The organism is Pseudomonas sp. H1_D05 (assembly GCF_054682705.1).
Map to the genome: position 1 here is coordinate 2,018,170 of NZ_CP162825.1, position 24,558 is coordinate 2,042,727.

At 61.6% G+C, this 24,558-nt stretch carries 16 protein-coding genes and 1 pseudogene; 14 read left to right on the top strand and 3 right to left on the bottom strand.

Annotated features, from left to right (window positions below):
* The first annotated feature begins 212 nt into the window (after positions 1–212).
* The 7 genes from AB4O11_RS09200 (at position 213) to AB4O11_RS09230 (ending at position 8,392) form a co-directional block, all read left to right on the top strand.
* Complete coding sequence (locus AB4O11_RS09200; RefSeq protein WP_460130487.1) at positions 213–1,109, top strand: TauD/TfdA dioxygenase family protein; 897 nt, start codon at positions 213–215, stop codon at positions 1,107–1,109.
* 22 nt (positions 1,110–1,131) lie between these two features.
* Positions 1,132–1,992 carry an ABC transporter ATP-binding protein gene (locus tag AB4O11_RS09205; RefSeq protein WP_414927288.1) on the top strand — a complete coding sequence of 287 codons (861 nt, stop codon included), beginning with the start codon at positions 1,132–1,134 and terminating at the stop codon, positions 1,990–1,992.
* A 20-nt stretch (positions 1,993–2,012) separates the two neighbouring features.
* A complete protein-coding gene (locus AB4O11_RS09210; protein WP_099757659.1) occupies positions 2,013–2,879 on the top strand; it encodes an ABC transporter permease in 867 nt (288 codons plus the stop codon).
* Positions 2,880–3,053: 174 nt separating this feature from the next.
* On the top strand, positions 3,054–3,971 hold the full coding sequence (locus AB4O11_RS09215; RefSeq protein WP_025113444.1) for a LysR family transcriptional regulator: 918 nt from the start codon (positions 3,054–3,056) through the stop codon (positions 3,969–3,971).
* A 225-nt stretch (positions 3,972–4,196) separates the two neighbouring features.
* The gene (locus tag AB4O11_RS09220) at positions 4,197–5,735 is read left to right on the top strand and encodes an MFS transporter (RefSeq protein ID WP_460089421.1); all 1,539 of its coding nucleotides are present in this window, start codon (positions 4,197–4,199) and stop codon (positions 5,733–5,735) included.
* Between the two features lie 27 nt (positions 5,736–5,762).
* Positions 5,763–6,833: an HlyD family secretion protein gene (locus AB4O11_RS09225; RefSeq protein ID WP_093440215.1), complete on the top strand. Its 1,071-nt coding sequence runs from the start codon at positions 5,763–5,765 to the stop codon at positions 6,831–6,833.
* Positions 6,830–8,392, top strand: a complete 1,563-nt coding sequence (locus tag AB4O11_RS09230) for an efflux transporter outer membrane subunit (RefSeq protein WP_460130488.1) — start codon at positions 6,830–6,832, stop codon at positions 8,390–8,392. Before AB4O11_RS09225 ends, AB4O11_RS09230 begins: the two co-directional genes overlap by 4 nt.
* Here AB4O11_RS09230 and AB4O11_RS09235 read toward each other — a convergent pair.
* On the bottom strand, positions 8,373–9,062 hold the full coding sequence (locus tag AB4O11_RS09235; RefSeq protein WP_460130489.1) for an NYN domain-containing protein: 690 nt from the start codon (positions 9,060–9,062) through the stop codon (positions 8,373–8,375). The genes AB4O11_RS09230 and AB4O11_RS09235 overlap by 20 nt on opposite strands.
* Before the next feature lie 486 nt (positions 9,063–9,548).
* Here AB4O11_RS09235 and AB4O11_RS09240 point away from each other — a divergent pair, with 486 nt between their 5' ends.
* From AB4O11_RS09240 to AB4O11_RS09255, 4 genes and pseudogenes are all read left to right on the top strand, one after another.
* Positions 9,549–10,328, top strand: a complete 780-nt coding sequence (locus tag AB4O11_RS09240) for an efflux RND transporter periplasmic adaptor subunit (RefSeq protein ID WP_099757661.1) — start codon at positions 9,549–9,551, stop codon at positions 10,326–10,328.
* On the top strand, positions 10,325–11,644 hold the full coding sequence (locus AB4O11_RS09245) for an efflux RND transporter periplasmic adaptor subunit (protein ID WP_460130490.1): 1,320 nt from the start codon (positions 10,325–10,327) through the stop codon (positions 11,642–11,644). Before AB4O11_RS09240 ends, AB4O11_RS09245 begins: the two co-directional genes overlap by 4 nt.
* A pseudogene (locus AB4O11_RS09250) lies at positions 11,645–13,741 on the top strand (efflux RND transporter periplasmic adaptor subunit).
* 11 nt (positions 13,742–13,752) lie between these two features.
* Positions 13,753–14,247 (top strand): GNAT family N-acetyltransferase, encoded by a 495-nt coding sequence (locus AB4O11_RS09255; protein WP_186620848.1) that lies wholly within the window; start codon positions 13,753–13,755, stop codon positions 14,245–14,247.
* Between the two features lie 42 nt (positions 14,248–14,289).
* Here AB4O11_RS09255 and AB4O11_RS09260 read toward each other — a convergent pair whose 3' ends face one another.
* Both AB4O11_RS09260 and AB4O11_RS09265 read right to left on the bottom strand, forming a co-directional pair.
* Complete coding sequence (locus tag AB4O11_RS09260; protein WP_093440242.1) at positions 14,290–14,601, bottom strand: DUF6916 family protein; 312 nt, start codon at positions 14,599–14,601, stop codon at positions 14,290–14,292.
* A gap of 54 nt (positions 14,602–14,655) precedes the next feature.
* On the bottom strand, positions 14,656–15,243 hold the full coding sequence (locus tag AB4O11_RS09265; RefSeq protein WP_460089428.1) for a phage tail protein: 588 nt from the start codon (positions 15,241–15,243) through the stop codon (positions 14,656–14,658).
* A 238-nt stretch (positions 15,244–15,481) separates the two neighbouring features.
* Here AB4O11_RS09265 and AB4O11_RS09270 point away from each other — a divergent pair, with 238 nt between their 5' ends.
* From AB4O11_RS09270 to AB4O11_RS09280, 3 genes are all read left to right on the top strand, one after another.
* The gene (locus AB4O11_RS09270; RefSeq protein WP_460130491.1) at positions 15,482–17,062 is read left to right on the top strand and encodes a glycosyltransferase family 39 protein; all 1,581 of its coding nucleotides are present in this window, start codon (positions 15,482–15,484) and stop codon (positions 17,060–17,062) included.
* Between the two features lie 149 nt (positions 17,063–17,211).
* Positions 17,212–18,057, top strand: a complete 846-nt coding sequence (locus AB4O11_RS09275) for a sulfotransferase family protein (protein ID WP_093440257.1) — start codon at positions 17,212–17,214, stop codon at positions 18,055–18,057.
* Positions 18,058–18,113: 56 nt separating this feature from the next.
* Positions 18,114–24,521 carry an Ig-like domain-containing protein gene (locus tag AB4O11_RS09280; RefSeq protein ID WP_460130492.1) on the top strand — a complete coding sequence of 2,136 codons (6,408 nt, stop codon included), beginning with the start codon at positions 18,114–18,116 and terminating at the stop codon, positions 24,519–24,521.
* Positions 24,522–24,558: the final 37 nt, after the last annotated feature.

The following is a 24,558-nucleotide window of genomic DNA, read 5'->3' on the forward strand; positions in this document are numbered from 1 at the left end:
TGACAAAAACCGTCACTCACCATCCAGTCCATTCCGCCATATCGTTATTCATTAACGGTATTTAATTTCCAATTCTTATAGCTATAAAGTCATCCCCCTGCGTACCTGCCGACCAATCGGCGCGCCGCACGACCTGAACCAACACGCAATCCAGCGTGAGTGTCTGATCGACGAGCGCGCCCGTGAGCGTGCCGTGCGTGGGAGATGGAAAGATGTCCGCAGCTACTGCTTCCCCAAGCGCCGCGACCGCCGCGCCGCAAGCCTTCGAAATCCGCCCTTTCAGCGGTGCCGTCGGCGCAGAGATCATTGGCCTCGACCTCACCCGGCCGATCAATGATCAGGACTTTGCGCGCATTCATCGCGCGCACCTGGATCACCACGTCGTGGTATTTCGCGACCAGCAAATCACCCCACAGCAACAGATCGACTTCAGCCGCCGCTTCGGCGTGTTGCAGATCCACGTGCTCAAGCAGTTCCTGCTGGCCAACCACCCGGAAATCCTCATCGTTTCCAACATCATCGAAAACGGCCAGAACATCGGCCTCGGTGATGCTGGCAAGTTCTGGCACTCCGACCTTTCCTATAAAGAGCTGCCAAGTCTCGGCTCGATGCTGCATGCGCAAGAGCTGCCTTCCGAGGGCGGCGATACGTTGTTCGCCGACATGCACAAAGCCTGGGACAGCTTGCCCGAGGCCTTGCGCAAAGCTGTTGAAGGTCGTTCGGCCGCGCATTCCTACACCGCCCGCTATAGCGAAACCAAATTCGAAGGCAACTGGCGCCCGACCCTGACCCCGGAGCAACTGGTTCAGGTCGCGGAAGTGGTGCACCCGGTGGTGCGCACGCATCCGGAGAACGGTCGCAAGGCGCTGTTCGTCAGCGAAGGGTTCACCACGCGCATCGTCGGCCTGCCCGAAGACGAGAGCCAGCAGCTGCTGACCGAGCTCTACGCCCACAGCGTGCTGCCGCAAAACATCTACCGCCATCAGTGGCAGCCCCACGATCTGGTGTTCTGGGACAACCGTTCGCTGATCCATCTCGCCGCCGGCTGCCCCGCGCACCTGCGCCGCAAGCTGTATCGCACGACCATTCAGGGCGACGCGCCTTTCTGATTCGCCGGAGATTGATCAAACCATGAACGCTCCCTTGCCAGGCCACGCGGCCAGCAACCTGATCGCCCGCAGCGACGCGTTGCTGGCGGTCGATCACGTCAGTCTCGAATACCGCACGCCGCAACGCGTAGTGCGCGCCACCCATCAGGTCAGTTTTGAAATCGACCCGGCCGATCGTTACGTGCTGCTCGGTCCGTCCGGTTGCGGCAAATCGACGTTGCTCAAAGCGGTCGCCGGGTTTATTCAACCGTGCGAAGGCGAGATCCGTCTGCAAGGCCAGCGCATCGACGCGCCGGGGCCGGACCGGATCGTGGTGTTTCAGGAGTTCGACCAACTGCCACCGTGGAAAACTGTCAAACAGAACGTGATGTTTCCGCTGCTCGCATCGCGCACGCTGAAGAAAAAAGAAGCCGAAGAACGTGCGCTGCACTATCTGGAAAAGGTCGGTCTGGCGGCGTTTGCCGATGCCTATCCGCACACGTTGTCCGGCGGCATGAAGGCGCGCGTGGCGATTGCCCGGGCGCTGGCGATGCAGCCGAAAATCCTGCTGATGGACGAACCATTCGCCGCACTCGATGCGCTGACTAGACGCAAGATGCAGGAAGAATTGCTGCTGCTCTGGGAAGAGGTGCGCTTCACCCTGCTGTTCGTCACCCACTCGATTGAAGAAGCATTGGTGGTCGGCAATCGCATCCTGCTGCTGTCGCCGCATCCGGGTCGAGTGCGCGCCGAAGTGCACAGCCATCAATACGATCTGCACAGCCTCGGCGGCGTGGCGTTTCAGGAGTCGGCGCGGCGCATTCATCGGCTGCTGTTCGACGAAGGTCAGCCGCCGGAAACCGAGCGTGACCACGACTTCAACGACATTCGCATCGCTTATTGAGCGGCCAGGAGGACTACCCGATGAGCCATTCATCATCTGTGCGTGAAGAGTTCGAAATTGTGCTGGAACCGTTGACGCAGGTGCCGGTCGAGCGAGAGCTGTCGCTCGGCACGCGACTGTGGCAACAGGGCTGGCTGCGTAAAAGCCTGATCCTGATTGTGCTGGCGGTGCTGTGGGAAGTGGTCGCGCGGATTCAGAACAACGACCTGATGCTGCCGAGTTTCCTGCAGACCAGCCATGCGTTGTTCGACGGGCTGCTCAGTGGTGAGTTATTGGCCAAAGTGTGGATATCGCTGGTGGTGCTGATCAAGGGTTATCTGATCGGCATCGTTTTGGCATTCGCTCTGACCACGTTGGCCGTATCGACGCAGTTGGGCCGCGATCTGCTGAGCACGATGACCTCGATGTTCAATCCACTGCCAGCGATTGCCCTGTTGCCGTTGGCGCTGCTGTGGTTTGGCCTGGGGCAGAACAGCCTGATTTTTGTGCTGGTGCATTCGGTGTTGTGGGCGCTGGCGCTGAATACCTATGCCGGGTTTCTCGGCGTTTCGGAAACCCTGCGCATGGCTGGGCGCAATTATGGTTTGAAGGGCTTGCGGCTGGTGCTGTTCATTTTGATTCCGGCAGCGCTGCCGTCGATTCTGGCCGGGTTGAAGATTGGCTGGGCGTTTGCCTGGCGCACGTTGATCGCGGCGGAATTGGTGTTTGGCGCGACCAGTGGCAAGGGCGGTCTGGGTTGGTACATTTTTCAGAATCGTAATGAGCTGTACACCGACAAGGTGTTTGCCGGGCTGGCGGTGGTGATCCTGATCGGGTTGCTGGTGGAGAATCTGGTGTTCGATACGCTGGAGCGGGTGACCGTTAAGCGGTGGGGGATGCAGCGGTAACTCTGTGGCGTTGCGTCTGGCCCCTTCGCGAGCAAGCTCGCTCCCACAGGAGAATGCATTCCAAATGTGGGAGCGAGCTTGCTCGCGAAGGCGGCAGTAAGATCAACGCCTACTCTGAAAGATGTTTGCTAGCATTGCGCCCAGATCAATCCCGATCGGCCAAGAGTGCTCAGCATGCAACTTCCGGACATGAACCTTCTGGTAGCCCTCGACGCCTTGCTCGACGAGGGCAGTGTGGTCGGCGCCGCGCGGCGGATGAACCTCAGTCCGGCCGCCATGAGCCGAACCCTGACGCGAATCCGCGAAGCCATCGGCGACCCGATTCTGGTGCGAGCCGGTCGGGGTCTGGTGCCAACGCCCAAAGCCCTGGAATTACGCGAACAGGTGCGCGATGTGGTCGAGCAGGCGGCGCTGTTGTTCCGTTCCGCCGACACCGTGGAACTGGGCACGTTACGCCGTCGTTTCAGCATCCGCGCCAATGACTTTTTCATCGGTGTTTACGGCGGCAAGCTGTTCGACACCCTAGATCAACTGGCGCCGCACTGCGAATTGCGTTTCGTCCCGGAAGGCGATGGCGACGATGAGGCACTGCGCGAGGGCCGCATCGATCTGAGCGTCAGCAACACCCGCCCCGTCACCCCTGAAGTCAAAGTGCAGAACCTGTTTTCCACGCACTTCGTGGGACTGGTGCGCGAAGATCATCCACTGCTCGACGGTGAAATCACCGCCGAGCGCTACGCCGGGTTTTCCCATATCAGCATGTCGCGCCGTGGTATCGCGCGCGGCCCGATCGATACGGCGCTGAATGCGCTAGGCCTGGAGCGGCGCGTGGCGGTGATCGCGCCGAGTTTCCATGCGGCGATGTTTGCCTTGCCGGATTCCGATCTGATCTTGCCGGTGCCCAAAGAAGCGCTGCTCAGCGTGCGCCGGCTGGGTTTGAAACTGCGCTCATTCGACCTGCCTATCCCGTTGCCGACGCTGATGCTGACCCAGGCCTGGCACCCGCGTTTCGACAAGGATCCGGCGCATCGCTGGCTGCGGGAAACGCTCAAGGCTTGCTGCGACGAAACGTGGCTGGCTGCCCAGCCCTGACCTTCGAATCAACACAAAACCCTGTGGGAGCGAGCTTGCTCGCGAAAGCGGTGGGTCATTCCCCCATGATGTTGGCTGACCTGACGCATTCGCGAGCAAGCTCGCTCCCACAGGAGGGGTTAATTGTTGCGTCTGGCGCACTTATAACCTGCCAATAAGTCAATTTTAGTCATTGCCAAGCCCGACTAAGATGCTCCCGTATTTTTCCCTCCGGAGTGTGTACTCATGACATCCCTGACGGCCGCGATGCCCATCGCTGCGGCCAGCCCGGCGAAGGCGGCGACGCCACCGGTGTTCGGGGCGCGGATCATCATTGGCCTGGTCGGCGTGCTGCTGGCGGTGCTGGTGTCGGGTCTCAACGAGATGGTCACCAAGGTGGCCCTGGCCGACATCCGTGGCGCGCTGAGCATCGGTTACGACGAAGGCACCTGGCTGGTGGCCAGTTACACCGCCACTTCGGTCGCGGCCATGGCCTTCGCGCCGTGGTGTTCGGTGACCTTCTCGTTGCGCCGCTTCACCCTTTGCGCGATCGGTCTGTTCACGTTGCTCGGCGTGTTGTGTCCATTCGCGCCGAACTACGAAAGTCTGCTGCTGATGCGCATCCTGCAAGGGCTGGCAGGCGGTGCGCTGCCACCGATGCTGATGACCGTCGCCCTGCGCTTTTTGCCGGCGAACATCAAGCTTTACGGTCTGGCCGGATACGCACTGACGGCGACATTCGGCCCCGGCCTCGGCACGCCGCTGGCCGGTTTGTGGACGGAATACGTCGGCTGGCAGTGGACGTTCTGGCAAATCATCGTGCCTTGTCTGATCGCCATGGCGATGGTCGCGTGGGGTATTCCGCAGGACCCGCTACGCCTGGAGCGCCTCAAATCGTTCAACTGGAAAGGCCTGCTGCTGGGCTTTCCGGCGATCTGCATGTTGGTGATCGGTTTGCTGCAGGGCAATCGGCTGGACTGGTTCGAGTCGAGCCTGATCTGTGGATTGCTCGGCGCCGGCTCGCTGCTGCTGGTGGCGTTCCTGATCAACGAGTGGTCGCAGCCGATCCCGTTTTTCAAATTGCAGATGCTCGGTATTCGTAACCTGTCGTTCGCCTTGATGACCTTGGCCGGTGTGCTGATAGTTCTGCAGGCGGTGGTGTTGATTCCGTCGAGTTATCTGGCGCAGGTGCAGGGTTATCGCCCGGCGCAGACCGCACCGATCATGCTGATCGCCGCATTGCCGCAACTGATTGCGCTGCCGTTGGTGGCAGCGTTGTGCAACCTGCGCTGGGTCGATTGCCGCTGGGTGCTTGGCATGGGTTTGAGCATGTTGACGCTGTCCTGCCTGGGCGGATCGCTGCTGACTTCAGAATGGATTCGCGACAACTTCTACGTTCTGCAATGGCTGCAGATCTTCGGCCAGCCGATGTCGGTGCTGCCGCTGTTGATGCTCTCGACCGGCAGCATCCAGCCAACGGACGGTCCGTTTGCCTCGGCGTGGTTCAACACCGTGAAAGGTCTGGCGGCGGTGGTCGCCACCGGGGTGCTTGAGGCGCTGACTACGGCGCGTCTGCATTTCCACTCGACCATGTTGGTCGACAGCCTCGGCAATTCGCCGCTTGCCGATCGCAGCGATCCGGGCCTTGCCCATCGCCTGCACGAACAAGCCGTGGTGCTGACTTCTTCCGATCTCTATGTGTGCATGGCCGGCGTCGCGGTGGCGTTGATCCTGCTGATTTTCTGGCTGCCGACGCGGATCTTTCCGCCCCGCGCGTCGACCTGATTGCTGCACTGAACAATGAAGGTTTTTATGACGACTCAAGCAAAGCAAAAACTCGCGGTGGCCATCGCGGCCGCGCTGGCCGTCGGCGTGCTGGTGTATCTGGCGCTGCCCGGTGTGTTTGGCAAACGCACCCAGCAAAACACCAACGACGCCTTTGTCTCTGCCGACTACACCCTGGTGGTGCCGCGTGTGGCCGGTTTCATCAAGGAAGTGCTGGTGGAAGACAACCAGCAAGTGAAGGCCGGGCAATTGCTGGCGCTGATTGATGATCGCGATTTGCGCGCGTCAGCCGAAGCGGCGGACGCGCAGACCCTGGTCGCGCGGGCGCAATTGCAGAACGCCAAAGCGACGCTGGAACGCCAGACTTCGGTGATCGCCCAGGCGCAGGCCTCGGTGGTGTCGGCCAAAGCTGAAATGGCTTTCGCCCAGCAGGAGTTGAATCGCTACAACCATTTGGCCGGCGTTGGTGCCGGTACGGTGCAGAACGCGCAACAGGCGCGTACTCGCATCGATCAAGCCACGGCGCATCTCGACACCGCCACGGCGAAACTGGCGGCAGAGCGCAAGCAGGTCGACATTCTCACGGCTCAGCGGGATGCCGCCGAAGGCAGTTTGAAGCACGCACAAGCGGCGCTGGAAATCGCCAGTTTTGAACTCTCTTACACGCGTATCACTGCACCGCAGGACGGCATGATCGGTGAGCGCGCCGTGCGTGTTGGTGCCTATGTGACGCCGGGCAGCAAGCTGCTGGCGGTGGTTCCTTTGAAGCAGGCATATGTCGTGGCGAACTTTCAGGAGACGCAACTGACTGACGTGCAGCCAGGGCAAGAGGTGCAAGTACGCGTCGACAGCCTGGGTGGTGAAGCGCTGACCGGTCGTGTCGAGAGTATCGCTCCGGCGACGGGCGTGACCTTTGCGGCGGTGAAACCGGACAACGCCACCGGTAACTTCACCAAGGTGGTGCAGCGGATTCCGGTGAAGATCATGCTGGAACCGGGGCAGCCGTTGGCCGAACGGTTGCGGGTGGGCATGTCGGTGGAGGCGAGCATTGATACCAGAAGCTCGGCGACGTCGGTGCGTGAGGTGACTCAGCGATGAGCCGTGTTGATCGAACCGACGCCTTCGCGAGCAGGCTCGCTCCCACATTGGACCTCGGCAACACCGCAGCCCCCCTGTGGGAGCGAGCTTGCTCGCGAAGAGGCCAGTGGCAGCCACTCACTTTAAGTATCTTGCTTGCAGTAAGCCTCAGCGCCTGCACCGTAGGCCCTGATTTCCAGAAACCCGAAGCCACACAAATCGCCGACTGGGCCAAACCTGCCAATTCCGCCCCCAGCCAAGCCATCAGCGAACCCCTGAACGAACGCTGGTGGGAAGTCTTCCACGACCCGCAACTCTCCGCGCTCACTCAACGTGCGGTGCAGAGCAACCTCGACTTGCAACTGGCCAGCAGCCGTCTGCAACAAAGCCGCGCCGCTCGCCAGGTGATCACCGCTGATCGTTATCCGAACACCGCCGCCACGGGCAGTTATGCGCGCAAACGCAACAGCGGCGAAGGCCTGAACGACCCGTCCGGGCATAACGGTGATTCCGCCTTCAACCTGTGGGACGCCGGTTTTTCCGCCTCGTGGGAACTGGATTTCTGGGGTCGCGTGCGCCGCGAAACCGAAGCTGCCGACGCCAACCTCGAAGTCGCCGAAAACGACCGTCGTGGGGTGTTGCTGGCGGTGCTTGCCGACACCGCACAAAACTACATTCAACTGCGCGGCGTGCAAAACACCCGCGCCGTCACCGAGCAGAACCTCGACGTCGCCCGGCACAGCCTGAAACTCTCGCAACTGCGCTTGGCTGATGGTGTGGCGACTGACCTCGACGTCGCCGAAGCCGCCGCGCAAGTCGCCGCGATCGACTCGCGCCTGCCCGCGCTGGAACAGCGCCAATCGCAACTGATCAATGCGATCAGCCTGTTGATGGGCGAACCGCCACAGGCATTGGCCAAGGAGTTATCCACAGACGCCGCCGTGCCGCAGTCGCCGCTGCAAGTCGCCATCGGTCTGCCGTCGCAACTGGCCGAACGCCGACCGGATATCCGCCAGGCCGAAGCGCGTCTGCACGCCGCCACTGCCAATATCGGCGTGGCCAAGGGTGATTTCTATCCGCGTATCACCTTGTCCGGCAACCTCGGCTCGCAAGCCATGCAACTCAGCGACTTTGGCTCGTGGGGCTCACGCGCGTTCGGCATCGGCCCGCAATTCAGCCTGCCGCTGTTCGACGGCGGACGCCTGCGCGGCATGCTGCAACTGCGCGAAGCCCAGCAGCAGGAAGCGGCCGTCGCCTACCAGCAAACCGTACTGCGCGCCTGGCACGAAATCGATGATCAACTGACCGCCTACAACGCCAGTCAACGCCGCCGTGACAGCCTCGCCGAAGCCGTCCGCCAGAACCAGATCGCCCTGCGCACCGCGCAACAGCAATACGTCGAAGGCGTGGTCGATTTCGTCAACGTCCTCACCGTGCAAAGCGCGCTGCTGGCGACGCAGGAGCAGTGGGTTGAGAGTTCGACCGGTGTTTCGTTGGCGATGGTGGGTTTGTACAAGGCGTTGGGTGGGGGATGGGAGTCGGTGTATCCGGCAGAAGTACCTACCAATAATCCGGTTTGAACGCTGGTTTTTTGTGCGTGGCTACTCGGCCTGGAAACTGATTAATGAGCAATTCTTCCTCTGTGATCACGCGGCGCAGCCAGTGAGAGTGATCTTTCAGAGAGCCCGGGGTGGGCCGATTCAAACCTGCCCTGTGAGGAAGAAGGACGCCGATGGTTAGGTGAGGAAAGTCCGCACGTATTGCTCTCAATGTGGGGGTGATATCAGTGTCACTCGAAACCAGTACGAGTTGTTCGACGCGATCTTGCGTTGCGAACATTGCCTGCTGGCAGGCAGTGCGATACATGCTGATCGCGATATGAACGTCGGTTTCCTTTTCTTCAAGCTTCCAGATGTCGACCTTGTCCTGACGTGAGGCCTTGGTGTTTTTGTCGATGAATCGAGGCGCTTTAGCCTGTTCAAGGTGATGTCGACCAAAATGCACCCTGACATTGGTCGTGCGCAGTGCCCTTATATAAGTGTCTTGTGCCTCTTTTGAAATCCGGCCCAATGTCGCGAGCTCGGGTTTGATTGAGGAGGTGAAATAGTCAATCGAGACAACGGCGTTCTGCGGGTTTTCGATGTGTGCGACATGAATCAGCAAACCTTCGAGATTGAGCCATTTATAGGGGGTGCCCGCGAGCAGCCCATAGAACAAGTTGTAGCCATCAACAAAGAAAGCAGTACGCACAAATTATTCCTCAGAAACGAAAAAACCGGCCTAGGCCGGTTTCTTCACCCCAACTGCCAGCGAACTGAATCGCTACGTACGGGGTTGAGTAAGGCAATCCTAGATTGAGCGCGTCATGCAGGTCAACCACCAAATAATTGCACGCTCACTTCGCTGGTTTAGCTCCAGCACCGGCTTGTCAGTTTTGGTTGCTGGTATCCGCCATGGTCAAGCCATTTAAGGGCTTGTGTATTAGAGGTTGTTGCAGAGAGAGGTAAATTCGCTCCGCGCCTATTTGCATAGGTAGCCTGTCTATCGCCGTTTTCGCAGTGAGCAATCAGCAGTATCCCCAACTCGTGTAGGACGCCGGAATTTGCCTACATCTCTTAAACGGTCATTGAGCGGCTTTCTCTTTTGAAACATTACATTTCCGAAGAGTGATGGCCTTTCGCTTGACGCTAACCCCCGCTGTCGTAGACTCCGCACATCCGTCAGGGAGTAGCGGTTATGCAGCGTTTTCGCGGTTGGGTTATCGGATTGACCTTAGTTACGTGTGCAGTTCAGGCGCAAACGCCCGGGCCAGACGATCCGCTGCTGGATAATCCGGGGACGGCGGCGGCCACCGCGAGCAGTGAGGCGCGGGGGGTGTTGCGGGCGCGCGATCAGGCGACGCTGGCCAGTGAGCTTTCCGGGCGGATTGTCGAACTGCCGTTCAGTGAGGGCGAGTCGTTCAAGAAGGGCGATACGCTGGCGAAGTTCGATTGCTCTGCTTATCAAGCACAGCTCAATGCCGCACAAGCGGCCAGCCGGGGTGCCGGTGAAGAGCTGGCGCACAACAAACAGTTGGCTGCACTCAACTCTGTCGGGCGTTTCGAAGTGGCGCGGGCCGAGGCCAAGGTCAGCGAAACCCAGGCGCAATCCCAGGTGTATCAAGTGCAGGTCAAGCGCTGCAGCGTCGTCGCGCCGTTCGACGGGCAAGTGGTTGAGCGCAAGGTGCAGCGCTATGAAAGCGTGCCGGCCGGTGCACCGCTGCTCGATGTCGTCGATAACCGTACCCTCGAGATTCATTTGCTGGTGCCGTCGCGCTGGATGGCCAGACTCAAGCCCGGCCAGACCTTCAGCTTCGTTCCCGATGAAACCGGCCAGGCCATCGACGCCACGGTCAAACGCCTCGGCGCGCGAATCGATGAGGGCAGTCAGACCCTGTTGCTGGTCGCAACACTTCCCGAAGCCAAAGGTTTGCTCGCCGGCATGAGCGGCACCGCGCGTTTCCCGGAGCTTAAGTGAACGCCCCGGTGAGCGGCGGCGCTGAACAGGTGTTCGCACGGTTTCTCGACCTTGAACGGCAGACTCGCGCTGCCCGTGATGCCGCGCAACTGGCCTACAGCCTGGTCAATGACGGCCAGTCGTTGTTTGGCTTTCGCCATGCCGCGTTATTGATCGCCGGCAAGGTACAAGCCGTGACGGGCGTCAGTGCGGTTGAGCCGAATGCGCCGTTCGTGGCGTTCGTCGAGCAGGCCGTGGCGCAGTTGTTCAAGCAGGATGTGCTGAAGCAAGCGCGGGTGATCGCGCCGGAACTGCTCAGCGAATCGATCCAGGCCGACTGGCGCAGTCTGTCCGCTGCGCAGGTGTTCTGGTTACCGCTGGTGGATCGCGACGCGCAGGTGTTCGGCGGCTTGTGGCTGGCGCGCGATGTGCCGTGGAATCCTTCCGAACAAGTCTTGCTGTCGCAACTCGGTGACACCTACAGCCACGCCTGGCTGGCGCTGCAACCGCGCAAACCGTGGCGGCTGCGCTGGACCCGCAAGCGTCAGGTGGCGTTGCTCGCGGTGCTGTTGCTCGGGCTGTTGCTTCCGGTGCGTCAATCGGTGCTGGCCCCGGCCGAAGTGGTACCGCTGGGTGGCCGCGTGGTGGCGGCGCCGCTGGACGGAGTAATCGCCGAGTTTCTGGTCAAACCCAATCAAACGGTAAAAAACGGCGATGTGCTGGTGCGTTTCGAAAGCACCACGCTCAAGGCGCAGGCCGACGTCGCTGAGCGTGCGCTGGGTGTGGCCGAAGCTGAACTGAAATCCAATTCCCAGCGCTCGTTTGCTGATGCCGAGTCGAGCGCAAAAGTCGACTTGCTCGCCGCTCGGGTTGAGCAGAAGCGCGCCGAACGTGACTACGCCCGTGAGCTGCTCAAGCGCAGCGAAGTGCGTGCCGAACGTGATGGCATCGCGGTGTTCGCCGACGCCGAGCGCTTGACCGGCAAACCGGTGCAGACCGGCGAACGCCTGATGGAAATTGCCGACCCCAATCAGGCTGAACTACGTATCGAACTGGCGGTGGGCGACGCGATCTCGTTGGAGCCTGGTGCCGAAGTGGCGTTGTTTCTCGACAGCGATCCGCTGAAGCGCCATCTCGCCACACTGGAACGCTCGGCGTACGAGGCGCAGCCGACGGCGGGCGGGCAACTGGCCTATCGGCTCGACGCCAATTTTACCGAGACACCGCCACGCATCGGCCTGCGCGGCACGGCGAAAATCTTCGGCGACCGCGCGCCGCTGGCGCTGTACTTGCTGCGCCGGCCACTGGCCGGTTTGCGCCAGAGTGTGGGTCTGTAGATGAATCTGCCGAGCCTGCGTGCCGACCTGCAACTGTCGCCCGCGGCGCCGGCCTTGGACGGTTCGCCGCGCTGGACCCTCGCCGATCCGGTGCGCGGGCGTTATTTCAAACTGGGCACGGCGGCGATGCGCTTGTTGCGCCATTGGTCGTTGGGCGACGCCGAGCAAGTCTTGCGCGCGGCCAATCGCGAGCCGGGTTTACCGTTGGCCGGCACCGAGCTTGAGCAGTTGCTGGAGTTCTTGCGCGGACACGATTTGATCAGTGCGCTCGACGATCAACAGCGCGCCAGCTACCGCCTCAAGGCCTTGGCGCAGAAGCAAAGCCTGTGGCAAATCCTCCTGCATCAATATCTGTTTTTCCGTATTCCGCTGTGGCGCCCGGACGCGTTTCTCAATCGCGCGTGGCCGTGGCTTGCGCGCTTCGGCCCGCGCCTGCTGCGTTACGGTTTACCGGCGACGCTGGCGTTGGGTGTGTTTCTGGTGGCGCGCGACTGGCAGCGTTTTATCGGCACGTTTCCACACCTGTTCAGCCTCGGCGGCGCATTGGCGTTTGGCGTGGCGTTGTTCTTTGCCAAGCTCTGTCACGAATTCGGCCATGCGTTCATGGCCAAGCGCGCCGGGTGTCGAGTGCAGAGCATGGGCGTGGCGTTCATGGTCTTGCTGCCGATGTTCTACACCGATGTCAGCGACGCCTGACGGGTCAATGATCGCCGTGCGCGATTGCTGATCGGTGCCGGCGGTGTGCTCGCGGAATTGCTGTTGGCGTGTATTGCGCTACTCGCATGGTCGTTGCTGCCGGATGGACCGGGGCGCACAGCGGCGTTCATGCTCGCCAGCGCCACGTGGATCACCACGCTGGTGGTCAACCTCAATCCGTTCATGCGTTTTGATGGTTATTTTCTGATCAGTGATTTCTGGGAAGTCGACAACTTGCAGGGGCGCGCATTTGCCCTGTGCCGTTGGCGTCTGCGCGAGTTTTTGCTCGGTTATGGCGCCCCGGCGCCGGAACCTTGGTCGCCGAAGATGCGACGGCGTTTGCTGATCTGGGGGTATGGCTCATGGTTGTGGCGTGCGGCGTTGTTTTTCGGGATCGCACTGGCGGTCTATCACCTGTTTTTCAAGGTGTTGGGGATCTTCCTGATGCTGGTGGAACTGGTGTGGTTCATTTTTCTGCCGATCATGCGTGAGTGGCGCCAGTGGTGGAGCCGCCGCGAACAGGCGCACGGCCCGCGCGTGCTGCTCAGTGGGTTGGCGCTGCTCGGATTGTTGCTGGTGCTGATCGTGCCGTGGCGCAGTTCGGTGGAGTTGCCGACCATGCTCGAGGCCGGGCGCGCCAGTGCCCTGCACGCGCCGACGGCGGCGCGGGTCAAAGCGGTGAAGGTGACGGACGGGCAGAAAGTCGCGCAGGGCGATGTGCTGATCGAACTGGAGTCACCGGATCTAGAATCGCGGCTGGCGATCGTGCGCCGGGAAATCCAGATCCAGCAGCTGTTGATGCGTCGTCAGGCCAGTCGCAGCGAAACCGCCGCCGACGCTGGCATTGTCGAGCAGCGATTGGCCGAAGCGGTCGCCGAATACCGCGGGCTGACGGCGCAACGCGAACGCTTGCTGCTGCGCGCACCGCAGGCCGGCAACGTGCGTGATCTGCTGCCGAACATGACGGTCGGGCGCTGGCTGTCGAGCAAGGATGCACTGGCACGGGTCGTCGAAGACGGCGCGCGCCTGCGCGGTTATCTCGCCGAAGCCGAATTGTGGCGAGTCAAGCCCGGGGCCAGTGGCCGCTTCATCGCCGATGACCCGATGCACCCGGCGCTCGCCGTGCAATTGAATGAAATCGACACCAATGGCGTGGCCTACGTCGATCAGGAGGCGCTGACCTCCGATCACCACGGGCCGATTGCCGTGCGCCGCGATCAACAGCAGCGGGCCGAACCGGTGCAGGCGCAATACGGCGCACGGCTCAGCGTGCTCGATACCGCGCCGACACCGCCGCAACCGTTGCGCGGTGTTGTGATTTTGCAGGGTAGCGGTGAATCGTTGCTCGGCGTAGCCTGGCGCCGAATGGCGGCGCTGGGGGTCAGGGAAAGCGGTTTCTAACGGAGAGCACGATGGCGGACAACGCAGCAGTGGCGGCAGACGGATTGGTGGTGCGACCTTCGCGGGCAACCGACGCGCCATTTTTGCAGGGCCTGTATCAGACGGCGCGGCCGGACCTGCAATGGGTCGACGGCGAGCAGGAACAGGTGCAGCAACTGGTCGCGCAGCAGTTTCAGGTGCAGGAGCAGGGCATGGCCGACAACTACCCCAACGCCATGCACTACGTGGTAGAAAAACTCGGCACGGCGATTGGCGCGTTGAGTACTGATTTCGGCGCCAACGAGATTCGCGTGTTGTACCTGGCGTTCATTCCGCAGGCGCGTGGCCAGGGTTTTGGGCGGGCGGTGCTGCAAGGCGTGCAGAAAGCCGCGCAGCAGATTCGCTGCCCGGTGGCGACGGTGGTCTGGACCAGCAATCCCCATGCGCGACGGCATTACCTCGCGCTCGGGTTTGCGGTTGAAGAAAGCAACCCGGCGGCGGAGCGACTGGTCTGGTATCCCCAGTAATCTCCGTGCAGGAGCCGCCGAAGGCTGCTCCTTGGGTTCGGGTCAGTTGAAGGTGATGTGGAAGTAAGCCAGCTCTGGCGGCCGCCCCATCGGTGGTACGCGCGACACGAAGATGCCGTCCACTCGCCCCAGTTCAGGCAACTCCAGTGTACATAAACCATCGACGAATTCAGTCGCTTCCAGGCTGCTCAGTTCGACGCTGAATGGCATGCGCTCGCTGTAACGCATTTGCGCCAGCGGTTTCTCTGCGAGTTCGCCGATATGGATTTGCAATGCGCTGCCATCGGGCAGATACAGGGTGCCGATCCGCCCGAGAAGGGCCTGGAAATGTTGGCTTTTAACCGATTGCAGCATGGTCTCGCTCCGGCAAAGAGGGGAGCCGGGGGAGGGTGATCCCCCGGTGGTCGATCAGTTACGCGAAGGGAAAATACCGTTCAGCGCGATGCTGAAGTTCATCACCAGATACGGGTTCATGATGGGCAGCGGTAAGCCGTTGCCAGTTGGCGAGATTGTGCCGCTGATAGTGGTCGCAGCACCTTTGAGAGGAATGGCTGAGGTGCCCTGGGCATCGGAAAAGATATTCGCCAGACCCGGCCCGGTCCCCGAAGCGCCGATGTAGGCATTGGTCGCCGTCGGAGCGCCCACCGGGTTGCTGGCCGGGTTGGCCAGTTGCACGGTGGTGGTGGCGGTGAGGCCGGCGAGGGTGTGAGTGTGGTTCGGCAGGTTGTTGAGGGTGGCGGTGACTTGTTCGGCGCCGGAGATTTCGCCCATGACTCTCGGCGTCAGGCCCCCGCCATTGCCTTGGCAGATCGGCATGCGGCTCTGCAGGTTGGGCAGGCCGAAGTTGACGGTACCGTTGCCGCCGTAGGTGGTGCCCAGCAATGCAAACAACGCCTGGTTCTGGTTGATGCCGATGATCTGACCGTTGCACAAGGCCCAGCCGCTGGGCGCGTAGTTGAAGGCAAACGTCAGAACAGTGCCCATGTAAACGTCCATAAAGTCCTTATCCTTCTGATTGGTTGTCGGCGGGCCGCTAGTGGGATCAGGCTGGTGCTATTGCCTTGGCACTCCGTGGCCAGGTCACGCCACGCCAGAGCGTAGACGCGGATTGGCAAGGTTGCCGGGTGTCGTGAAGTCGCAAATCGGCATCGACGGGTCTCCTGCGCCTGACCTAGAGTGACTGGCAGGTTCGGGCTCATACAGGCGTGGTGTCGTGGCACGGCAAGAGGAAGCGATGGAGGTCAACAGAGTGACACCGGTGGGCGACACACAGGATCCGCATGCGACGCCGGGTTCGTGGTTTGTCCGCTTGCCCTTGATCCGTTGGGCGAGGGAGCACTGGCTGCTGCCGATCCTGCTCTTGGCCGCCGCTGTGCGTTTTTACGACCTGACTGCGGCGGCGATCTGGGGCGACGAAGGTTCCAGCCTGCTACTGGCGCGCTACTCGCTGGGCGATATCTGGCGCCACGCGGCGTTCGATGTGCATCCGCCGCTGTACTTCATGCTGCTGCATGGCTGGATCGAACTGTTCGGCGACGGGATTTTTGCCATTCGCTGTCTTAGCGCTCTGGCCGGCCTCGCCGCAGTCGGAATGGGCGTCTGGCTGGTGGATCGCTTGGCCACGCGCCGCGCTGCGATCCTCGCCGGCCTGCTGCTGGCGCTGTTGCCGACGGCGGTGCGCTACAGCCAGGAAGTGCGCATGTATTCGCTGCTCGGCCTGTTGTTGATCGCCGCGACGCTGGCGTTGGTCTACTGGATCCGCCGGCCGCAGCGTCATCGCTATCTGGCGGTTTATGCGCTGTTGATGACGGCGGCGTTCTACACCCATTACTTCGCGGTGCTGGCGGCGCTGTGTCACTGGGTTTATCTGGGAGTGATCCGGTTCCAGCGCGGCTATCGCTTGCGGCATATCCAGCGCCCGGGCTGGTGGCTGGCGAATCTGGCCATCGCGGCGTTGTACCTGCCGTGGCTGCCCAACCTGCTCGATCTGACGCAGCACATGGAACAACTCAAGGTCGGTGGCGATGTCGGCTGGGAAGACCCGGTGACGCTGGCGTCGTTGCCGTCGATGATCTGGACATGGCTGATCCAGGATGACGGCGAACATCTGCCGTTGCTGGTGTTCGGCGCGTTGCCGCTGGCATTGCTGCTGCTGACGGCGGTGGCGGTCATTCGTGATCGCAGCGTGTCGCGCGGCAGTGTCCTGCTGGCGTTGTACACCGGCTTACCGCTGTTGCTGGTGTTTGCGGTGTCGTTCATCACGCCGGTATTCATCGAGCGCTATCTGACCGCCTACGCCTTGGGTTTGCCGCTGCTGGCGGCGCTGGCCATCGACCGTTTGTACAGCCGCGTGCGGGTCCTCGCGTTGGCGGTGCTGGTGGTATTGCTCGGGGTGGAAATGGTTGGTCTGAACAACAACGCCGCGGTCGACAGCAGTGATCAGTTCGATCGCGTGGTGAACTACGTCAATCAGCATTTCCAGCCCGGAGATCGCATCATCACCAGCGACATGCTCTGGTACTTGAGTTACGTCTACTACGATCGCACCGACGCACAGGTGCGGCTGTACACGCCGCCGGCTGCAGACGGCCGCTCGACGCGGCCGAATCAATATGGTTTCGGTACGCTGGTCAGCGACGATGTCTACCTCGACAGCCTTGCCGAGGTTTCTGGCAACGCGCGGATATGGCTGGTCGGCACCCAGGATGACCCGACAGAGTTTGCAGCGCTGCCCGCCACTTGGCAGATCAGCGCGCAAGTCCATGCGGGCGGGGCACAAGTGCGCTTGATCACGCCGAAATCCGCAGCCGAATAGCGACTGTTCAGACTAAAACGTTTCACCTTTAAATCCGCGATAAAAAATTAACTGGTTAGTTCTTTTTGCTCTGAATTGATATCAAAACACTACTAGTCGCAGGGGGGTGTTGGACTACGCTTTGTCGGACAAAAGGACTTTAGATCAGGGTGAAGGGATTGCAGCAGTTCCACTTTATCTCCGGCTTGCCGCGCTCAGGCTCCACCCTGCTTTCTGCGATTCTTTTGCAGAACCCGCGCTTTCACGCCGGCATGACCAGCCCGGTCGGATCGCTGTTCGCCAGTGTCCTCGAGCAATGCAGCGCCGGCAGTGAATACGGCGCGGTAATTGACACCGACATGCGCCGTCGCCTGTTGCGTGGTCTGTTCGACTCCTACTATGCCGACAAGGCCGACAAACCGGTGGTGTTCGACACCAATCGGCAGTGGAGCTCGCGTCTGCCGGCACTCAACGATCTGTTTCCGCAAGCCAAAGTCATCGCCTGCGTACGCAACGTCGCTTGGGTCATGGACAGTCTTGAACGCTTGTACCGCGCCAATCCCTTTGAAAACACCAAGCTGTTTGGCGATGCCGTCGAGCGCAACACGGTGTACAGCCGCTGCGAAACCCTGGCTCAGCGCAATCGCCTGGTAGGTTTTGCCTGGGCTGCGCTCAAGGAAGCCTATTACGGCGAACACGCTGACTCACTGCTGATCATCGATTACGACTTGTTGACCCAGGCACCGGAGCGCGTGCTGCGGCTGGTCTATGAATTTATCGGTGAGCCCTGGTTCGAGCACGATTTCGAACATCTGGCCTATGACGCGCCGGCGTTCGACCAAGGCCTTGGCCTGGCTGGCCTGCACAAGGTCAAACCGAAAGTGGCCTTGCAGTCACGGCGCACCATTCTGCCGCCCGACCTGTTCAAGCAATACGCAGATTTGTCCTTTTGGCTCGATGGCTCAGCCAGCGCCGCCAATGTCATTCGTATGAAATCCGACGCCGCGATCAGTTGATCGCGGCGTTTTTCATTGATGCCTTACGTATCTTCGTTCGAGTTCGGGTGAGCAACATGTGGTGGAGCATTTTTGGCGGTGCAAAAGTCAGGTCTCGGGCAACCGCAGGTCAGCGTTCGCTGGCCTCGCCGATGATCATGTCGCTGGAGCCGCGCATGCTGTTCGACGGCGCGGTGGCCGCCACCGTGGCCGATACCGCTGCGCAAGCCGACAACCATGCACCCACCGCTGCCGATGCGGCCAAGGCGCCGGCAGCCGATCATCCCGTAGCGAGTAAAGACACCCACGGCCAGGCTGATGCCACGCCGGCGGCCAGCCCGGTCGCGGTGCCCGGTCAGAGTGTGGTGTTCGTCGATTCGCGGGTGAAGGATGCCGACAGCCTGCTGCAAGGCATTGCTCCCGGCACGCAAGTGGTGAAACTCGACGCCAGCAAGGATGGTTTGCAACAGATCGCCGACTTCCTTGATCAGCATCACGGCGTCAGCTCGGTGCAGATCATTGCCCACGGCAACGCCGGTGACTTGTGGCTGGGCAACAGTTATCTCTCGGCAGACAACGTCGCCCAGCGCAGCGCGGTTCTCGCGGAAATCGGCAAGGACATGAATGCTGGCGGCGACATCCTGATTTACGGCTGCTACACCGCCGAAGGTGATCGTGGCTTGAGTTTCGTCGATTCGCTGGCGCAGTTGACCGGACGTGATGTGGCCGCTTCGAACAATCGCACCGGTGTCGGCGGCGACTGGGATCTGGAGATCGCCACCGGCACCATCGAAAGCGCCAACGTGCTGTCGAGCAAAGCCATGAGCGAGTACCAGTGGGGCCTGGCCACCTGGACGGCGACCAACAACCTCAACTCGGGTGTCGGCTCCCTGCGCGCGGCGCTGGCTTCGGCGCAGAACGGCGACATTGTCACGTTCAGTTCCGGCATGACCGTTCAGCTCACGTCGGAATTGCTGATCAACAAGAACATCACCGTCGATGGCGACCTGAACAACGACGGCGTCGCCGACGTGACCCTCGATGGTCAGTACAAAACCCGCGTGGTGGAAGTCACCTCCGGCAGCACCGTGACTCTCGACGGCCTGGTGATCACCAAAGGTCTGGTGGCGGGCAACGGCGGTAATGGCGGCTCGGCGGCGGCGGGCGCCATGGGCGGCGGCATTTTCAACGCCGGCACTCTTACCCTGAACAACGTCACCGTGACCGCGAACGCCGCTTCCGGCGGTGGCGGCGGCGGGGGGGTGACCGGCGGTTATGTCGGCGGTGGCGGTGGCGGTGGCGCGGGTATCGGTGGCCAGACCGGTGGCCATGGTGGTTCGTCCGGCCCAGCCACTGGCACTTATGCCGGCGGCGCAGGCAGTGCCAATGCCGGCGGTTATGGCGGTGGTTACAGCCCGACCGACATGGGCGGCCGAGGCGGCACCAGCACCGGTGGCGTGGGCGGCAATGGCGGCAGCGCCGGTGCCGGTTACAGTCATGGCGGCAATGGCGGTTCGGCGAGCAACGGCAGCCTGTCGATTGGCGGCGGCGGCGGTGGTTCCGGCTGGGACAAAGTCGGCGGCGTCGGCGGCAATGCGGCGGGCGGTATCTACAACGCTTCGAGCGGCACCCTGAAAGTCATCGGCACCTCGGTCATCAGCAACAACATTGCTGCCGGCGGCGGCGGTGGTGGTGGCGGTGGGGTCGGCAGCAACGGTGCCGATGGCGGTGCCGGCGGTCGCGGCGTCGGAGCGATCTGGAACAACGGCGGTGTGGTGCTGATCACCGCGAGCAACTTCGCGGCGATCAGCGGCAACGGCGCCGCCAGCGGTGGCGGGGGGCTTTCCAACGGCGGTTCGACCGGCACGACGCCGAGCGCACTGGTGGGGATCTACAACAACGGCGGTACGCTCAACACCGCTTACGTGGAACCACCCACCGCCACCGTCGTGGTCGCCGATACCGCGCTGAGAATCGGCGAAACGTCGCTGGTGACCATCACCTTCAGTCGTGCGGTCAGCGGTTTCACCAACGCCGACCTGACCATTGCCAACGGCACGCTGACCAGTGTTTCCAGCGCCGACGGCGGAATTACCTGGACAGCGACCTTCACGCCGACCAACAACATTACCGACACCACCAACCTCATCACCCTCGATAACACCGGGGTGGCGGCAGTGTCCGACAGCGTGGCCGGTGTTGGCACCACCAACTCGAACAATTACGCGATCGATACTCAGCGCCCGACCGCGACCATCGTCATGGCCGACACCGCGCTGAAAATTGGCGATACATCTCTGGTGACCATTACCTTCAGCGAAGCGGTATCCGGTTTCACCAACGCCGACCTGACCATTGCCAATGGCACGCTGACCAACGTGTCCAGTGCTGACGGCGGCATCACCTGGACGGCGACCTTTACTCCGAGCAGCAGCATCAACGATGCGACCAACCTGATTACCCTGGACAACACCGGGATCGCAGATCTGGCCGGCAACGCCGGCAGCGGCACCACCGATTCAGCCAATTACGCCATCGACACCGTGCGTCCGACAGCGACCATTGTCGTTGCCGACACCAATCTCGCGGCAGGCGAAACCTCTGTGGTGACCATCACCTTCAGCGAAGCGGTGAGCGGCTTCACCGCCGCCGACCTGACGGTGGCCAACGGCACCTTGAGCGGACTGAGCAGCAGCGACGGCGGCATCACCTGGACCGCCACGCTGACGCCAACCACGAGCGTCACCGACACCACCAACCTGATCACTCTGGACAATACCGGTGTCAATGACCTGTCCGGCAACGCCGGCACTGGCAGCACCAACTCCAACAACTACGCGATCGACACCGCACGGCCGACGGCGACCATCGTGGTCGCCGACAACGCGCTGAAAATCGGTGAAACCTCTCTGGTGACCATCACCTTCAGTGAGGCGGTCAGCGGTTTCACCAACGCCGATCTGAGCATTGCCAACGGTACGTTGAGCGCAGTCAGCAGCGCGGATGGCGGCATCACCTGGACGGCCACTTTCACGCCGACCAGCAGCATCACCGACGCCACCAACCTGATCACCCTGAATAACAGCGGGGTCGCGGATCTGTCGGGCAACGCTGGCACTGGCACCACCGACTCGAACAATTACGCGATCGACACCGTGCGGCCGACCGCCACCGTGGTGTTCGCGCAAAACACTTTGAAAATCGGCGATACCTCGCTGGTGACCATCACCTTCAGTGAAGCGGTGAGCGGTTTCACCAACGCCGACCTGACCATCGCCAACGGCACTCTGACGGCGGTCAGCAGTGCGGACGGCGGGATTACCTGGACGGCGACGTTTACGCCGAGTGCGAACATCACCGATGCCACCAACCTGGTGACGCTGGACAACACCGGTGTCGCCGACCTCGCCGGCAACGCTGGCAGCGGCACCACCGATTCGAACAATTACAGCATCGACACCCAGCGGCCGACCGCGACCATCGTGATCGCCGATCCTGCCCTGAGCGCCGGCGAAACCTCACTGGTGACCATCACCTTCAGCGAAGCGATCAGCGGTTTCACCAACGCCGACCTCGCCGTGCCCAACGGCACGCTCACGGCGGTCAGTAGCGCGGATGGCGGCATCACCTGGACAGCGACATTCACGCCGACCGTGGGGGTCAACGACACCAGCAATATCATCACCCTGGCCAACACCGGGATCGCTGACCTGGCCGGGAACGCCGGCACGGGCACGACCAACTCGGGCAACTTCACCATCAACACCGTGGCACCGACCGCGACCATCGTCGTCGCTGACAACAGCCTGACGATTGGTGAAACGTCGCTGGTGACCATCACCTTCAGCGAAGCCGTCAGCGGTTTCAACAATGCCGACCTGACGATTGCCAACGGTACGCTGACGGCGGTGAGCAGCAGCGATGGCGGCATCACCTGGACGGCGACGTTCACGCCAACCAGCAACATCACCGACGCCTCCAACCTGATCAGCCTCGACAACAGCGGCGTGCAAAACGCCTCCGGCAACGCGGGCAATGGCACCACCAACTCCAACAACTACGCCATCGACACCCAACGCCCAACGGCAACCATTGCACTCGCCGACTCGGCACTGGGCGTCGGCCAGACCACCACCGTGACCATCACTTTCAGCGAGGCGGTCAGCGGTTTGACTCTGGCCGATCTGACTGTGGCCAACGGCACGCTCTCCGGATTGAGTACGTCGGACAACATCACCTACACGGCGACGTTTACGCCGTCGGCGGGCATCACCGACACCAGCAACATCATCACCCTGGACAACACCGGCATTACTGACGTGGCGGGCAACACCGGCAGCGGCACCACCGACTCGGGCAACTATGTGATCGACAGCCAGCGCCCTACCGCCACCATCGTTATCAGTGATACCGACTTGCGCCCGGGCGAAGCCGCGCTCGTCACAATTACCTTCAGCGAGGCGGTCACGGGCTTCGACAATTCCGACCTGAGCGTCGCCAACGGCACGCTGAGCAACGTCTCGTCGAGCGACGGCGGCATCACCTGGACCGCCACGTTTACCCCGACCATTGGCCTCAGCGATGCGACTAACCTGATCGTGCTGAATAACGCTGGCATCAGCGATCTGGCGGGCAATGCCGGCACCGGCACCACCAACTCGGCGAACTATGCGGTACAGACCGAAGTGCCGACGGCGACCATTGTCGTTGCGGACAGCTCGCTCAAGGCCGGGGAAACTTCGATCGTGACGATCACCTTCAGCGAGGCCGTCAGCGGTTTCAGCAACGCTGACCTGACCATCGCCAACGGCACCTTGAGCAATGTGGCCTCCAGCGACGGCGGCATTACCTGGACCGCTACGCTGACGCCGACCGCCAACATCACCGACACCAGCAACCTGATCACCCTCGACAACAGTGGCGTGACCAACGCCTCCGGCAACAGTGGCGTCGGCACCACCGATTCGAACAATTTCGCCATCGACACGGCGTTGCCGACTGCAACCATCGTGGTCGCCGACAATCGCCTGGGCATCGGTGAAACCACCACAGTGACCATCACGTTCAGTGAAGCAGTCAGCGGTTTTGACCTGTCGGACATCAGTGTCGCCAACGGCACACTGGCGAACCTGACCAGCAACGATGGCGGCATCACCTGGACCGCCACGTTGACACCGACCGCCAACGTCAACGATGCAACCAACCTGATCATCGTCGACACCGCTGGTGTGCAGGATCTGGCCGGCAACCTTGGCGCCAGCATCGCCATCTCCAACAATTACGCGCTGGATGCGACCCGGCCAACGGTGGACATCGTGGTCGCCAATTCGCACTTGGGCATCGGCCAGACCACCACGGTGACCTTCACTTTCAGCGAGGCGGTGAGCAATTTCGACTTGTCCGACCTGAGCGTGACCAACGGTGATCTGAGCAACCTCAGCAGCAGTGATGGCGGCAAGACCTGGACCGCGACCTTCACGCCGACCGCCAACGTCAGCGATCCGAGCAACTTCATCGCGCTGGACACCAGCAACGTCACGGATCTGGCCGGTAACGTCGGCAGCACGGTGGCGGTGTCGAACAACTACGTACTCGACAGCGAACGGCCCACGGCGACGGTGGTGATTGCCAATCCGAATCTCGGTCTCGGCCAGACCTCACAGGTAACCATCACCTTCAATGAGGCGGTCAGTGGTTTTGATCTGGCGGACATCAATGTCGGCAATGGCACCTTGTCCAACCTGAGCAGCAGCGACGGCGGCAAAACCTGGACCGCGACCCTGACGCCGAATGCCAACATCAACAGCGCCAGCAATGCCATCAGCGTCAATAGCGCCGGGGTCAGTGATCTGTCAGGCAACAGCGGCAGCGGTGTCAGCAGCTCGAACAATTACGCGATCAACACCGTGCCGGCGGTCGTTCCTCCCACTACGCCAACCAGTGTGGTGATTCCCGATCCACTGATTCGCAGCAGTGATCCGGTGGTGGCACCACCGCCACCGAACGTGCCGTTACAACCGATCATTTTCACCGCGCCGACCGGCGACCTCGGCTCCCCGCTGACCTTCGCGCCGCTGTTCGAGCAACGGGTGATCGGCAATGGCATCCGTCCTTTGGGCGATATCTTCATGAACCACGGTGCCCTCAGCCCGAGCTTCATCGCGCAGGTGTTCAGCAGCAGCGACAGCGGCGCTGATGGATCCGGCCACGGCTTCCTCGGTTTTGGCGGGGGTGACGGCGGCGTGTTCGGCAGCAGCACACTGGCGAGCCTGTTCAATCAGGACAGTGCCGCCGAGCGCGATTCATTGAATGCGTTCGGCAGTCAGTCACTCAAGGCGGGTGATGTTTCTCAAGGCCTGCGCGGCGTGTTTGGCGCGCCGACGCTGGGCCAGCAACTGCAACAACTCAAAGACACCGAACAGCACCGGGTCGACAACCTGGCGGCAGCACTGCAACAGGTCGGCATCAGCGAAATATCGGCCTGAACCAACCATTACTCAACACTGTGCGGGACCTAGGGGC

What these genes read in the sequence shown, in the direction of transcription:
- AB4O11_RS09200 (WP_460130487.1), top strand. Translation starts at nt 213, where the DNA reads ATGTCCGCAGCTACTGCTTCCCCAAGCGCCGCGACCGCCGCGCCGCAA.
- AB4O11_RS09205 (WP_414927288.1), top strand. Translation starts at nt 1,132, where the DNA reads ATGAACGCTCCCTTGCCAGGCCACGCGGCCAGCAACCTGATCGCCCGC.
- AB4O11_RS09210 (WP_099757659.1), top strand. Translation starts at nt 2,013, where the DNA reads ATGAGCCATTCATCATCTGTGCGTGAAGAGTTCGAAATTGTGCTGGAA.
- AB4O11_RS09215 (WP_025113444.1), top strand. Translation starts at nt 3,054, where the DNA reads ATGCAACTTCCGGACATGAACCTTCTGGTAGCCCTCGACGCCTTGCTC.
- AB4O11_RS09220 (WP_460089421.1), top strand. Translation starts at nt 4,197, where the DNA reads ATGACATCCCTGACGGCCGCGATGCCCATCGCTGCGGCCAGCCCGGCG.
- AB4O11_RS09225 (WP_093440215.1), top strand. Translation starts at nt 5,763, where the DNA reads ATGACGACTCAAGCAAAGCAAAAACTCGCGGTGGCCATCGCGGCCGCG.
- AB4O11_RS09230 (WP_460130488.1), top strand. Translation starts at nt 6,830, where the DNA reads ATGAGCCGTGTTGATCGAACCGACGCCTTCGCGAGCAGGCTCGCTCCC.
- AB4O11_RS09240 (WP_099757661.1), top strand. Translation starts at nt 9,549, where the DNA reads ATGCAGCGTTTTCGCGGTTGGGTTATCGGATTGACCTTAGTTACGTGT.
- AB4O11_RS09255 (WP_186620848.1), top strand. Translation starts at nt 13,753, where the DNA reads ATGGCGGACAACGCAGCAGTGGCGGCAGACGGATTGGTGGTGCGACCT.
- AB4O11_RS09260 (WP_093440242.1), bottom strand. Translation starts at nt 14,601, where the DNA reads ATGCTGCAATCGGTTAAAAGCCAACATTTCCAGGCCCTTCTCGGGCGG.
- AB4O11_RS09265 (WP_460089428.1), bottom strand. Translation starts at nt 15,243, where the DNA reads ATGGACGTTTACATGGGCACTGTTCTGACGTTTGCCTTCAACTACGCG.
- AB4O11_RS09270 (WP_460130491.1), top strand. Translation starts at nt 15,482, where the DNA reads ATGGAGGTCAACAGAGTGACACCGGTGGGCGACACACAGGATCCGCAT.
- AB4O11_RS09280 (WP_460130492.1), top strand. Translation starts at nt 18,114, where the DNA reads ATGTGGTGGAGCATTTTTGGCGGTGCAAAAGTCAGGTCTCGGGCAACC.